We start from the raw sequence: 13,193 nt of genomic DNA, 5'->3' as shown, positions 1-13,193 counted from the left end.
GATCTCGCCGCCCGGATATCGTGCTAGCCGTCAACGACGGCGCATTGCTCCCGGCCATTGGAAACTTATGGTCCCGTGCGAAGAATGAAGCCGGCGCCGCGGACATTGTGGATCATTGGGACTTCGCCTGGACCGTCCACCTTATGCCGCAGGCGGCCCATATGCACGTCCACAAGATTGGTTGTCGGAACGAACTTGTAATTCCAGACTTCCTCCAGAAGCATGGCCCGCGTCAAAAGCTGATCGCTACGTTGCACCATATATTCGAGCAGGCGAAACTCGCGCGGCAGCAGATCGATGACGCGATCGCCGCGTTTGGCGGTGCGCTCGATCAGATCGAGCTCGAGCTGCCCCGCCCGCAGCGTCGTTTCGCGCGATTCCGCCGGACGGCGCAGCAACGCCTCCACCCGGGCGATAAGTTCGACGATCGCAAAGGGTTTGGTGAGATAGTCGTCGCCACCCATCCGCAATCCGCGCACGCGGTCGTCCACCGCACCGAGCGCGCTCAGCACCAGCACCGGGGTACGCACCTGGTCCTTTCGCAGCGCCTCGATCACCGTAAGTCCATCCATTCCGGGCAACAGCCGATCGACGATCATGGCGTCCGGCCGCGACGATCGCGCCTTGTCGAGGCCATCGATGCCGTTAGCCGACCATTCGACTTCAAAACCGCGATCGGTCAGTTCGGCGGTGATTTCCTCAGCCGTTTCGCTGTCGTCCTCGATCAGAAGCACTTTTGTCATCGGTTCATTCCCAGCCGCCACTATGCCATTCGCACCGAGCCCTGTGCTCGAGCCTGGATTTCCTGGGATCATATGCTTGCTCGAGACCAAAGGCATAATCTCACCGGGGCCCCAAACGCCATGAAAAAGAGCAGGACGGCGCCGCCCGCCTCGGTTCGGGGGGCAGGAGGCGTGGCGGACGCCGTCCTCATTGCGGCCAATCTGAACACCGCCTCCGGGGGCAAGCGCGGTGGGCCGCTCAACAAGACACATAGGCTTCCGGCGGGACCCCCACCACTAAATAGCATTTTAGAAACGGCCCGGCCCGAAGCGCGTATCGCTCTACGCGCGGGCGTCGGGAAGTGGGCTTTCGGCTTTGAGCATGATCCGGAACAGTCGGAACCGGTTTTCCGGAAGGTCATGCGTTAACAAGATAGGGCGAGACGACTATTCGAGGAAATTCATCACGCTTTAGCAGCCTGCTGGCGATACGCCCGGTGTTGCCGCTGCGCCTGTGGCGTTAGCCGGCGCCATCGTCCCAGGCGTCGCTAGATTGATCGTCATGCTCTCGGCGCATGCCGACGTATTCGGTGTCGGCATCACACCCGTGGTCGGATCGATGCTGGTGTCGGCAAGCACCGCGACTGGGGGTTGAATCTTGCCAGGCGGAGGATTGCTCGGGACTTCGGGAGTCGAGAGCGGCAAAGCGGCGCCGTTGGTCGGCGGACCTCCCGGCGTCGTGCTGCATACGGTAGTCGACGGGCTGCCGAGCGAGGACACCGGCGATACGGTCCCGGTCGTGCTGCCGACGAATGGCGTGAGAATAGTCCCCAATGCGATCCCTGGCATCATCGTGGTCGATGGCATCATCGTGGCTGTGCTGCCCGCCAAGGATGTAGAGGCGATGGTTGGTACCATCGATGGCGTCGGTGCGGTGGGCGCTGCGGTAACGGCAGGCGCCGCCGCCGCTGTTGTCAGGGACGACGCAACCGGTATCGTCGTGCCGAAAATATCGGTCGCGAACGATGTAGCTGGTGTTGCGGACAGCAACAGCGGCGCGGTCGAGCTGGCGGTCGCGGCGGCGAGAGACGCAGCCGTCAGTGGCGGTGTCGTCGCTGCCGCGGGCGTAGAGGGTGTCGTTCCGATTGCGCCAGCTGTTGCTGACATGGAAATAACTGGCACCGACGGCGTTCCAGGCGCAATTTGTCCTGTTGGTGCAGCACAGATCACGACCGTCCCCGGAGTCGTCGGGTCAGAAGCCAGCGGCACCGGCGCCAGCGTCGTGCCGGGAGAATTTGGCTGGGTTGTCGCCGAAAACGGGCCCGGACCATAGAGTGGAGATGTGACGATCGTCGCTGGCGTCGTTGGAAGCCCCATAGCCGTGCTACCGATGGTGGAGACCTGCGCCAGGCCAGCGCTGCCACCCTCCAGCAAGATGACCGTTGTGAAAAGTAAGCGTCGCATCGCCATTCCTCTCTCCGTGCCGATCTAGCTTGTCTGTGGTTTGTCTGTGTGAACCGTGACCTTGCTACCATTCGCCAGGCCGAGCATCGGACTGAGGATGACCTGATCGCCGGTCTTGACGCCATCGTGCACTTCGACCTCCGCGCCGAAGTCACGCGCAATCGTTATTTTCTGCAGATGGACGGTCCCGTTCTCGACGACCGCGACATGGACACCGTTCTGATCGAAAACCACCGCATCGGCGGGGATGATCATCGACGGCGTCTTTCTCGGGATATGCAGTTCGACGGTGCAATAGATCCCGGGGCTGAGCGCCCAGTCCGGATTGGGGACATCGATTTCGGTCAGCAGCGTGCGGCTGCCTGGCTGCAACGCGTTTGCGATTCGCGTCACCTTGCCGGGAAAGGTTCGATTTGGAATCTCGGGGACACGGACCACCGCGTCGACGCCGGGCCCAACCCCGAAAGCCTGGTCCTGGGGAACGAACACCTGGGTGCGGATCACGTCAGGGTGCATCAGCGTGAACATGAAGGTCGACCCCGATGTCACCAGGCTGCCATTGTCGATGTTGCGCTGTGTGATCACCCCGTCGAACGGCGCCACCACACGCTGGTACGCCTTCTCCTGCCCAAGAATTCGAATCTGGGCCTCCTGGGCTTCAATGTTGGACTGAGCCACACCCACCGCTGCTTCCTGCGCCTGCAGAGTCAGGCGATCGTTGTCGCCCTGCTGAAGTGTGAGCCATCCCTGTTTGACCAGTTTGCTGTCGCGCGCATTGGTGACCTGGGCGAGCTCCTGGCTTGCCTGGGTCTGCCGCAATGTCGCCTGAATCTGGGCCAGCGTCGCTTTGGCTTGCGTAATCTGGTGGTCGAGCTCGGGGGCGGTAATGTCCACCAACAGGGCTCCCGCCTTGACCCGATCGCCGATGTCGACGTAGCGCTTTTCGATGTAGCCGCTGGTGCGCGCAAAGATATTCGCCGCCTCAAAGGCCGTCGTGGTCGCCGGCAAGCTGACCGTAATCTTGCTGTCGCTGGCGCGGACCGCCGCGACGCGAACATTGGGGACGGAAGTCCTGCTCTGTTGCGCAGTGGCCGCGACCTCGACGCCGGCCTTGTAGTGGCGCCAGCCTCCTATTCCAAGGCCGGCCAGCAGCAGCAGCAGCGCGCATCCGCCGAACAGCACTCCTCCGTAGCGACGTCGACCCTTGCGACCGCCATCGGGTAGCGCCACAACGCGATCGGTTTCCCGGTCAACGCGGTCCTCAACATTTTCACTTTTCGGCTGCAAACGAATCTCGGTCATCCCGGAACCTCCTCGAAAACGCCATGGTGCGGCTTTCCGTCGTTGCCTTTGCGCAGCATTGCGAACAGGTAAGGCACGATCAGTAACGTCGTCGGGGTCGCGAACAGCAGGCCGCCGATGACGGCGCGCGCGAGCGCAGCATTTTGTTCCTCGCCGGCACCGCCGATCGCCATCGGGATCATGCCGACGATCATCGCGGCAGCCGTCATCAGCACGGGGCGGATTCGGGTGTGGCCGGCGCTCAGCGCGGCCTCAAAGGCGGAGTGGCCTTTCAGTTGCTGCTCGCGCGCAAAGGTCACGAGCAAAATCGAGTTCGCCGAAGCAACGCCGACCGCCATGATCGCGCCCATCAGCGACGGCACGTTCAACGTGGTGCCGGTGATGAACAGCATTGTGACGATGCCGCAAAGCGTCGCCGGCAGGGCCAGGATCACGACGAAAGGATCGCCGAACGTCTGGTAGTTCACGACCATCAGCAGATAGACGAAGACGGCGGCAAATAGCAGCCCGATGCCGAGATTCCGAAACGAGTCGTTCATACTCTGTATCTGGCCAACTACCTGAATTGAGTTGCCCGGTTTCAGCTTCTGCTGCAGCTCCTTCGTAACCTTGTTGATATCGGCTGCAACGGCGCCGAGATCGCGGCCTTGCACGCTGGCATACACATCAAAGACCGGCTGGATATTGGTCTGGTTCGAGTTCGTGGCGACCTTGTCGCGGTTGAACGTCGCGACATTACTAAGCACGCCCGGGACGGTTTGGCCGCTCGCCGCCAGTGAGGTGGAAACCGGCGTATTTCCGAGCGCATTCAGCGAGTTGACGAGGCGTTCCGGCGTTTGCACGGCCAGATAATACGGAATCCCCGAACTCAGATCGGTCCAGAAATTGGGCGACACCTGCACCGACGAACTCAGGCTGACATTGATATTTGTGGCTATGGTGCTGGCATTGATGCCGAGCTGAGCAGCCCGGGTCCGATCGATTTCGGCGAAGAACGCCGGACCGTCGACTTCCTGCTGCAGATGCGCGTCGACGATCCCAGGGATCGCGGCGAGACGTTGCTGAAGCTCCTTTGCAATCGAAAGGTTGTTGTGGTCGGTGCCCACCGTCCGGACGTCGATTTGCGCCGGTAACCCGAAGTTCAGAATCTGCGTAACGATGTCGGCGGCCTGGAAATAGAATGTAGTCTCCGGAAATGCGGCGGGCAGCACCTGACGCAACTTCTTGACATATTCGGCGGTCGGCCTGTGGCCTTCCTTCAGCTGGACCTGGATGACACCGTCGTTGATTCCGATCGTGGAGCCGTCCGCGAATGCCAGATTGTAGGCTCGCGCCGGCAGACCGATATTGTCGATAATGAGGCCGCGGTCCTGTTCTGGAATGACTTCGCGGATCTTGTCCTCGACCTTCTGGAATATCGCCTCGGTGCTTTCGATACGGGTCCCGGCGGGAGCGCGAACGTGAAGCTGGATCTGGCCGCCGTCGATCAGCGGGAAAAAGTCCCGCCCAACGAACAAGAGCATCGTGGCGCCGAGGCCGAGTATCAACACGGCGACAACAGGTACGATGGCCCGCCTGCGCAACAGCAGCGTGAGGACTTTCAGGTATCCCCCACGCAGCCGTTCGAAGCCGCGGTTGAATGCGGCGGTCATCCGCGAGAAGAAGCCCGCCGGGGTCCCATCGTCCGTACCATGACGCTCATTCTTGAGCAGCAAGCCGATCGTGATCGGAGTCAGGGTGCGCGACAACAAGTAAGAAGCCAGCATCGCAAATACGACAGCAAGACCAAGTGGCGTGAACAGGTACTTGGCCGGTCCGTCGAGAAACACCACCGACGTGAACACGCAACTGATAGCGAGAGTGGAAACCAGCGTCGGCACCGCGATCTCGGCGGCGCCGTGCAGCGTCGCCTCGGAAAGCGGCATGTGTTCTTCGGTCCACAAGCGGTGCGTGTTCTCGATGGTCACGGTCGAGTCATCGACCAGTATGCCAACCGCCAGCGCAAGGCCGCCGAGCGTCATGGTGTTCAGTGTCTCGCCGAGAAAGTACAGCACGATGAGCGACGACAGGATCGAGAGCGGAATCGAAATCATCACCACCAGCGTCGACCGCCAGGAGCCCAGGAAGATCAGGATCATCAGCGCGGTGAGGCCCGCCGCGATGGCGCCCTCGCGCAGCACGCCATTGACGGAATTTGTCACGAATACCGACTGGTCGAACAGTTCGTTGATCTTGAGTCCGGCCGGCGCGGCGGCGCGGATCGACTGCAGGGCCTGCTTCACGCCGTTGACGACCGCCAGCGTGGAGGCATTGCCATTCTTGATGATGCTGAGCAATACCGAGCGGTGGCCGTCGTCGCGCACGATGTTCTGCTGCACCAGCGAGCCGTCGCGTACTTGCGCCACGTCCTTCAACAGGATGGTGGCGCCGTTGGCGAACTTGACGGGCATCTTGTTGAGATCGTCGATCGTCGCCGGCGTCGCGTTGGTTCGCACCGTGTATTGGGTGTCTCCGATCTTCGCTGTTCCCGACGGCAGCGTCAGGTTTTGCGTATTGACCGCGTTCACGATGTCGAGCGGCGTCAATCCTCGGGACAGAAGCTTGTCCGGGTCGATATCCACCATGATCTGACGATACTTGCCGCCGGCCGGCGTCGGCAGAGTGACGCCAGGCACCGGCGCCAGTTGCTGCCGGACCCGATAGATACCGAAGTCATAGAGCTGCTGCTCGTTCAGGCTGTCCGAGTTGAGGCTGAGCTGCAGCACTGGAACGCTCGACGCATTGAACTGCACGACGATCGGCGGCTGGATGCCGGGCGGCATCAACGAGCGAATGGAATTGGTAGCGGAGACGATTTGCGCGATGGCGAGGTCGAGGTTGACGTCAGGCTGGAAGTAAATCTTCTGGATCGACAGACCATTGAGGGTCTGCGCTTCCATGTTCTTGATGCCGTTGACGTTCGCGCTGATGGAATATTGGCTGTAGGTGGTGACGCGCTGTTCCATCTCCGGCGTGGTCAAACCGGTGTATTGCCAGATCACCGTGACCACCGGTATTCGTATTTCCGGAAAAATATCCGTCGGCATCGACCGGATGGCGGCGACGCCCAGAAACAGGATCAGGGCTGCGACCACATAAAACGTGTGCGGAAATCGCAGCGCAAATCGAACGATGCCCATCCTCTGTCCTCACTGCGTTCCGCGCCGACGGCATTGCGAGCCGGCCAACAAATCTACGGGAGCGGCCTCCATACATGGCGGCCGTTCGCAGCACTCTCAATTAAAAACCGATTTAGACTTTCGCATTCGCTCGCGGTCTCCGCCAACGTCGACGATGCAAACGTTCGTATGATCCTTCGAACCATTTTCCACATGGACATCCGTACTCACGTACAATTGAGCGAGCCATCCCGGCGCCCCTAATCTCGGTGCTATTCGACCACCTGCAGTGACTGAACGTCTCGTACTACTGAACGTCTCGTACTCAGGCCAAACGGATTCTCCATGTATCAGCTGCACTAGCTCCCGACGAATTCCAACTCATCGCGGCACATACGAACAGCCGGGTAATCTGCACCGGTTCTGATCGACGCGGTTGTGACAGGACGAACTCGCGATTCCGCCCTCCGCCACGCTGGAAATGGCCAAAGGCTTCACCCCGTACATGATCAGGCCGCGATCAACGGAGCCGGCGACGAAGTCGTCGACTCGCAAAAACCAAATCTCTGGCGCTGAAAGACTTTGACCATGAAGATCACAGCCACTTCCCTTCCTCGCCCGCGAGTGCTGCCCCGCTCCGGTTTGACGACACGGGTGCCTGATTTTATCGCACTCATGAAGCCACGCGTGATGTTGCTTGCGGTGTTCACCGCATTCGCTGGGTTGATGATTGCACCGGTTTCTCTCGATCCGCGACTCGGCTCGCTTGCGATGGTCGCTATTACCGTCGGGGCCGGTGCCGCCGGTGTGTTGAATATGTGGTACGATGCCGATATCGACGCCGTCATGACCCGCACAGCCCGGCGTCCGATCCCTCGCGGCAGGATTTCGCGCCGAGAAGCGCTTGCGTTCGGACTATTCCTTTCCTTCGGCGCGGTCCTCGTCCTTGGCATGGCGACCAATGTCGCCGCCGCTGGCCTGCTCGCCTTCACGATCTTCTTCTACGTCGTCGTCTACACCCTCTGGCTGAAACGGATTACGCCGCAGAACATCGTCATCGGCGGCGCTGCCGGCGCGTTTCCTCCCGTGGTCGGCTGGGCATCTGCCACCGGAGACATCGGCGTCGAGCCGATCGTTCTGTTCCTGATCATCTTCCTGTGGACGCCCCCGCACTTCTGGGCGCTGTCCCTCAATCGTGCGGACGAATACCGGCATGCCGGCGTGCCCATGCTCCCGGTCGTTGCCGGAAGGGCCGCAACGACGCTGCAAATCCTCATCTACAGCGTTTTGTTGGTACCGACCTCGTTGCTGCCATGGGCACTCGGGTATGCCGGAGCACTGTACGGCGTGGTTGCTCTCGCCAGCGGAGCGGTCTTCCTTGCGCTGGCGTTGCAGCTGCGCCGGAGCCAGGAGAGCGATCGGCAAGCGGCACAGCGTCTGTTCCTGTTTTCGATTTCTTATCTGTTCCTGCTGTTTGCCGCCCTGTTGACCAACAATATCGGCGATCGATCGTCGTGGACGGTCTCAGCGCGTGAGGACGTCCGGCGGAACACCCGATTCGCCCCGCTCGCAGCCCTGCAGCTTCCGCTCGATATGGCAATCGCCTTCACCGTTGCAAAGTCAGACGAGGCCTAAGATGCGCTACGGTTTACTGGCTGTCACCCTACTCAGCGTCGCGCTCGGCGGCTGCTCAGAAGGCGTCCTCGATCCCAAGGGACCCATTGCCGCAGCCGAACGGCTGATTATGTTCAACTCGCTCGGCATCATGCTGGCGATCGTTATCCCCACGATCCTCGCCACGCTCGCGGTCGGCTTCTGGTTTCGCGCGTCCAATTCACGCGCGGCATACTTGCCGGATTTCGAGTATTCCGGGCGTCTCGAGCTGCTCGTTTGGTCGATCCCCGCCATGACGGTGCTTCTCGTTGGCGGCGTCGCGTGGGTTGGCGCCCATGACCTCGACCCGCGTAAGCCGATCAGCTCCAGCGTAACGCCCGTTACGGTCCAGGTCGTCTCGCTCGATTGGAAATGGCTGTTCATCTATCCGGAGCAGGGAATCGCGAGTGTCAACAACCTGGTCGTACCGGTTGGCACGCCGATCAGCTTCGAACTGACCTCATCGAGCGTCATGAACAGCTTCCACGCGCCTCAGCTCGGCAGCCAGATCTACACGATGTCCGGAATGGTGACCCGTCTTCACCTGCAGGCCGACCATCTCGGGACATACCCGGGGCAGTCGGCCATGTTCAGCGGTGACGGATTCTCCGACATGCGCTTCACGGTCGATGCAGTGACGGACAACCAATTTGCGCAATGGGTTCGCCAGGCTCGCGAAACGGGTCCGGCACTCGATATGCAGACTTATGCCGCTCTGGCAATGCCCAGCAAGGCGGTCGCGCCGTTCACCTACCGCACTGTCGCCGCCGATTTGTTCAGCGGTATCGTGAACGCAGGCATGGGCACGCAAGAATCATCTCTACCAATTTGTTCGACGTCGCAGAGGGCTGAACGATGAATCTCCTGGGCAAGCTTGATTGGAGCGCGATTCCCCTTCATCAGCCGATCATCATGGGCGCAACGGCGTTCATGGGCCTTATCGTGGCGGCGGTCCTCGGATTCATCACGATGAAGGGCGCCTGGCCCTATCTGTGGCGCGAATGGCTGACCTCGGTCGACCACAAGCGCATCGGCGTCATGTATTGCATACTGGCGCTCGTCATGCTGCTGCGCGGCTTCAGCGACGCGATCATGATGCGCGCGCAGCAGGCGATAGCGGCCGGCGGCGCACAGGGATATCTGCCGCCCGAACATTTTGATCAGATCTTCTCGGCGCATGGCACGATTATGATCTTCTTCATGGCCATGCCGTTCGTGGTAGGTCTGATGAATTTCGCGGTGCCGCTGCAGCTCGGCATTCGCGATGTCGCCTTCCCTACGCTCAACTCAGTTAGTTTCTGGTTGACCGCCGCGGGTGCGCTGTTGATCAACGTTTCGCTCGCGGTCGGCGAGTTTTCGAAAGCCGGCTGGTGGGGTTATCCGCCACTCAGCGAATTGCAGTACTCGCCCGGCGTCGGCGTCGACTACTATCTTTGGTCGCTGCAAATTTCCGGACTCGGCACCTTGCTGTCCGGAATAAACTTCGTCACGACCATACTGAAGATGCGCGCCCCGGGCATGAGCTATATGCGCATGCCGGTTTTCTGCTGGACTTCGCTCGCCACCAACCTGCTGATCGTGGCGGCCTTTCCGGTCCTGACCGCGGCTCTCGCGATGCTGCTGCTCGATCGTTATCTCGGCTTCCATTTCTTCACGAACGAGGCCGGCGGCAATCAGATGTTGTACGCCAACCTGTTCTGGGTCTGGGGACACCCGGAAGTCTACATCCTGGTCCTGCCGGCGTTCGGCGTGTTTTCCGAGGTCATCGCGACCTTCTCCGGCAAGCCGCTGTTCGGATACCGCTCGATGGTGGTCGCGACCATGGCGATCTGCGTCCTCTCCTTTTTTGTTTGGCTGCACCACTTTTTCACCATGGGCGCCAGCGCAAACGTCAACGGCTTCTTCGGTATCATGAGCATGGTCATCGCCTTGCCCACCGGCGTGAAAATCTACAACTGGCTCTTCACGATGTACGGCGGTCGCATACGGCTCTCGGTGCCGGTGCTGTGGACGGTCGGCTTCATGGTGACCTTCGTCATCGGCGGCATGACCGGCGTGCTCCACGCCGTGCCGCCGGTCAGCTTCCAGCTCCACAACAGCGTATTCCTCATCGCGCATTTCCATAACGTCATCATCGGCGGCGTCGTATTCGGCGCGATGGCGGGATACACCTACTGGTTCCCCAAGGCTTTCGGCTTCGCGCTTGACGAACGCTGGGGCAAAGCCTCGTTCTGGTGCTGGCTGGTCGGATTCTATCTCGCATTCATGCCGCTCTACCTGTTGGGCCTGATGGGCATGACCCGGCGCATGCAGCATTACGACAATCCTGCGTGGCAGCCCTGGCTGATCGTCGCGATGATCGGCGCCATCGTGATCCTGGGGGGGATCATCTGCCAGATCGTGCAGCTTGTCGTGTCGATTCGTGATCGCGACAGGCTGCGCGTGACCGCCGATCCATGGAATGGCCGCACGCTCGAATGGTCGACAGCGTCGCCGCCGCCAGCCTGGAATTTTGCCTTCGCGCCGAACGTTACCGGAAGAGACGCCTTCTGGACCAGCAAGCGACAGGAGCAGGCCAAACAGGATAAGCCGGCGCCAGCCCGTGCATATGAACCCATTGAAATGCCCAAAAATAGCGCCACCGGCTTTGTCTCGGCCTTCTTCGCCGTCATCATCGGCTTCTCGATGATCTGGCACATCTGGTGGCTGGCCAGCGTCGGCGTGTTCGGCGCATTCGTGACACTGCTTGCCTTCGCCTTCCGCAGACACCCTGAATTCGAGGTGCCAGCCGAGCAGATTGCCCGATTCGAACGGGCTCAACAGTCGGGAGCTGCAGCATGAACATCGCCACCACAATCGATGGCGTCCCGCTCGAGGCGTTGCACAGCGCAAGTGAAGCCGGGCCCGCCGCAAAAAGGATCGTGGTCGCCTACGGTTTCTGGATCTTCCTATTGAGCGACATCGTGATGTTTGCCGCGCTGTTTGCGAGCTACGCGGTTCTGGTGCGCTCCACGGCGGGCGGTCCGACCGGCGCCCAGTTGTTCAATCAAACCACGGTGGCGATCGAAACCGTCTGCCTGCTCGTCTCGAGCTACACTTGCGGACTGATGTCGCTCGCCATCAATTCGCGAAATCGCCTTGGGACATATCTGGGTGCCCTGATCACGTTTGCGCTCGGCGTGGCATTTCTCACCCTCGAGCTCCGCGAATTCGCCGACATGATCGCTCACGGTGCGACGCCGGAGCGCAGCGCCTTTCTCTCCGCCTTCTTCACGCTTGTCGGCTGCCACGGGCTACACGTCACCCTCGGACTGGTCTGGCTCACGGTGATGATGGTCCAGGTGGCGGTGATGGGATTCGCCACCAGCGTGCAACACCGACTGCTTTGCTTCTCCTTGTTCTGGCACGCGCTCGACATCGTTTGGGTCGGCGTTTTCACGGTGGTTTATCTGATGGGAATTAGCCTATGACGGACGTTCGATACGATCGCGCTCCCGGAGACGTCCCGAGCGAGGAAGTGCAGGCATGGGCCCCCTCGGAGGCTCTGGTCTACTCCATCGGCCTCTTGGTGGCGCTCGTTCTCACGGCGACGTCCTTCTGGGTTGCCAACACATCCATGCTCTGGCCGGGCGGCGTGGGCCTGGGGCTTGCGGTCCTCGCGATTGCCCAGATGGGCGTTCACCTTGTTTTTTTCCTCCACCTCACCAGCGGGCCGGACAGCACCAACAACATCCTGGCCCTCGCCTTCGGCCTGCTCATCGTATTCGTGGTGGTCGTCGGTACAATATGGATCGTGACCGACCTGAACGACAACATGCTGATGCCGTCGTCCGATGCGATGAACATGCGGAAGCAGCCTTGAAGCCGTGAGCGGTCATTGCGGATATGGAGATCTCGACCATGGCGCATATCGATCGGCTGCCGTTTCGGATCCATGCTGTTCTCTTGTGACGAACCTGAAAGGCTAAACAGCTTTTTAATTGAAACGTCCGGGAACGAAGACGATCTATAGGCTCTCCAACCGGCACGCAGCAGGTCGCCATCTGTCTGCGGTCGAAGTCACCCGACTAAAAATCGACGAGGTCGCTTACATGTTGCAGAAAATGTCGCTCAAGACTCCCACCACTCTTTCGGAACACGCGGTTCGTGATATCTCGGCCGAACTGACGGTGCTTCTCTCGGACGTGTTTGCGCTATATCTCAAGACCAAGAATTTCCATTGGCACATGTCTGGCCCACATTTCCGCGACTATCACTTGATGCTCGATGACCAAGGCGACCAGCTTTTTGCCATGACGGATGCCATTGCCGAGCGCGTGCGGAAGATCGGCGGGACAACCGTTCGTTCGATCGGGCAAATCTCGCGCCTTCAGCGCATCGTGGATAACAATGCAGAATACGTTGAGCCGTTCGACATGATAGCTGAGCTCCGCGAAGACAACGCAATACTGACGCGGAACATGCGCGAGGTTCATTCGCTCTGCGACAAGGCAGGAGATGTGGCTACCGCAAGCCTGCTGGAGAACTGGATCGACGAGACAGAGAAGCGAACCTGGTTCCTCTTCGAGTGCGGTCAGCGCGCCTGAGATCCAAGACGAACGACTCGCTGCGGATTCAGTATCTCGGACATCTCTCTATTACTCGTCGATGAATGGACACGTTCGACCAGAGTCTAAGGACGCCTTTCTGTCCTGACTTACGCCAGTATCGAAGGAAGCACCAATGAAGGACAGGACCCGCCGGACAATTCCCAAGCGTCGTGTCAAGGTTCAAAACAAGACTCGATCAACAAGATCAAAAGCGCAGGATGCGGAATGGGAGCGTGTCAATGACCAACTCGACGACGCCCTCAGGCAAACCTTCCCTGCCAGTGACGCGCTATCGATTATTCAAA

10 protein-coding genes are annotated in these 13,193 nt (G+C 60.3%); 7 read left to right on the top strand and 3 right to left on the bottom strand.

Annotation, left to right across the window (positions count from 1 at the left end):
• Positions 1-65: 65 nt before the first annotated feature.
• Positions 66-743, bottom strand: coding sequence for a response regulator transcription factor (locus tag IVB05_RS17195; protein ID WP_247785716.1), 678 nt, complete (start codon positions 741-743; stop codon positions 66-68).
• Between the two features lie 652 nt (positions 744-1,395).
• Between IVB05_RS17195 and IVB05_RS17190 the strand changes: the two genes are divergently transcribed.
• On the top strand, positions 1,396-2,055 hold the full coding sequence (locus IVB05_RS17190) for a hypothetical protein (protein WP_247785714.1): 660 nt from the start codon (positions 1,396-1,398) through the stop codon (positions 2,053-2,055).
• 155 nt (positions 2,056-2,210) lie between these two features.
• Here the strand turns inward: IVB05_RS17190 and IVB05_RS17185 are convergent, their stop codons facing one another.
• Complete coding sequence (locus IVB05_RS17185) at positions 2,211-3,488, bottom strand: efflux RND transporter periplasmic adaptor subunit (RefSeq protein ID WP_247785712.1); 1,278 nt, start codon at positions 3,486-3,488, stop codon at positions 2,211-2,213.
• On the bottom strand, positions 3,485-6,667 hold the full coding sequence (locus tag IVB05_RS17180) for an efflux RND transporter permease subunit (RefSeq protein WP_247785711.1): 3,183 nt from the start codon (positions 6,665-6,667) through the stop codon (positions 3,485-3,487). The genes IVB05_RS17185 and IVB05_RS17180 overlap by 4 nt, the downstream gene beginning before the upstream one ends.
• Positions 6,668-7,336: 669 nt before the next feature.
• Here IVB05_RS17180 and IVB05_RS17175 point away from each other — a divergent pair.
• The 6 genes from IVB05_RS17175 to IVB05_RS17150 all read left to right on the top strand — a co-directional run bounded on the left by IVB05_RS17175 (position 7,337) and on the right by IVB05_RS17150 (position 12,885).
• A complete protein-coding gene (locus tag IVB05_RS17175; protein WP_346771879.1) occupies positions 7,337-8,281 on the top strand; it encodes a heme o synthase in 945 nt (314 codons plus the stop codon).
• A gap of 1 nt (position 8,282) precedes the next feature.
• Complete coding sequence (gene cyoA, locus IVB05_RS17170) at positions 8,283-9,158, top strand: ubiquinol oxidase subunit II (RefSeq protein WP_256473356.1); 876 nt, start codon at positions 8,283-8,285, stop codon at positions 9,156-9,158.
• The gene (gene cyoB, locus IVB05_RS17165) at positions 9,155-11,140 is read left to right on the top strand and encodes a cytochrome o ubiquinol oxidase subunit I (protein WP_247785709.1); all 1,986 of its coding nucleotides are present in this window, start codon (positions 9,155-9,157) and stop codon (positions 11,138-11,140) included. The genes cyoA and cyoB overlap by 4 nt, the downstream gene beginning before the upstream one ends.
• The gene (gene cyoC / locus IVB05_RS17160) at positions 11,137-11,769 is read left to right on the top strand and encodes a cytochrome o ubiquinol oxidase subunit III (protein WP_247785707.1); all 633 of its coding nucleotides are present in this window, start codon (positions 11,137-11,139) and stop codon (positions 11,767-11,769) included. Before cyoB ends, cyoC begins: the two co-directional genes overlap by 4 nt.
• Entirely contained in the window at positions 11,766-12,161 is a 396-nt protein-coding gene (cyoD, locus tag IVB05_RS17155) for a cytochrome o ubiquinol oxidase subunit IV (protein ID WP_247785705.1), read from the top strand. The genes cyoC and cyoD overlap by 4 nt, the downstream gene beginning before the upstream one ends.
• A gap of 229 nt (positions 12,162-12,390) precedes the next feature.
• Positions 12,391-12,885 carry a DNA starvation/stationary phase protection protein gene (locus tag IVB05_RS17150; RefSeq protein WP_247785704.1) on the top strand — a complete coding sequence of 165 codons (495 nt, stop codon included), beginning with the start codon at positions 12,391-12,393 and terminating at the stop codon, positions 12,883-12,885.
• Positions 12,886-13,193 lie beyond the last annotated feature (308 nt).

Origin of the sequence: Bradyrhizobium sp. 170 (assembly GCF_023101085.1) — a bacterium.
Lineage (GTDB): Bacteria > Pseudomonadota > Alphaproteobacteria > Rhizobiales > Xanthobacteraceae > Bradyrhizobium.
This window is presented reverse-complemented; position numbering and strand designations above follow the sequence as displayed.

Bases quoted from the DNA above. Each gene is read 5' to 3' on its own strand.
- IVB05_RS17195 (WP_247785716.1), bottom strand. From the start codon at position 743: ATGACAAAAGTGCTTCTGATCGAGGACGACAGCGAAACGGCTGAGGAA.
- IVB05_RS17175 (WP_346771879.1), top strand. From the start codon at position 7,337: ATGTTGCTTGCGGTGTTCACCGCATTCGCTGGGTTGATGATTGCACCG.
- IVB05_RS17185 (WP_247785712.1), bottom strand. From the start codon at position 3,488: ATGACCGAGATTCGTTTGCAGCCGAAAAGTGAAAATGTTGAGGACCGC.
- cyoB (WP_247785709.1), top strand. From the start codon at position 9,155: ATGAATCTCCTGGGCAAGCTTGATTGGAGCGCGATTCCCCTTCATCAG.
- cyoD (WP_247785705.1), top strand. From the start codon at position 11,766: ATGACGGACGTTCGATACGATCGCGCTCCCGGAGACGTCCCGAGCGAG.
- cyoC (WP_247785707.1), top strand. From the start codon at position 11,137: ATGAACATCGCCACCACAATCGATGGCGTCCCGCTCGAGGCGTTGCAC.
- IVB05_RS17180 (WP_247785711.1), bottom strand. From the start codon at position 6,667: ATGGGCATCGTTCGATTTGCGCTGCGATTTCCGCACACGTTTTATGTG.
- cyoA (WP_256473356.1), top strand. From the start codon at position 8,283: ATGCGCTACGGTTTACTGGCTGTCACCCTACTCAGCGTCGCGCTCGGC.
- IVB05_RS17150 (WP_247785704.1), top strand. From the start codon at position 12,391: ATGTTGCAGAAAATGTCGCTCAAGACTCCCACCACTCTTTCGGAACAC.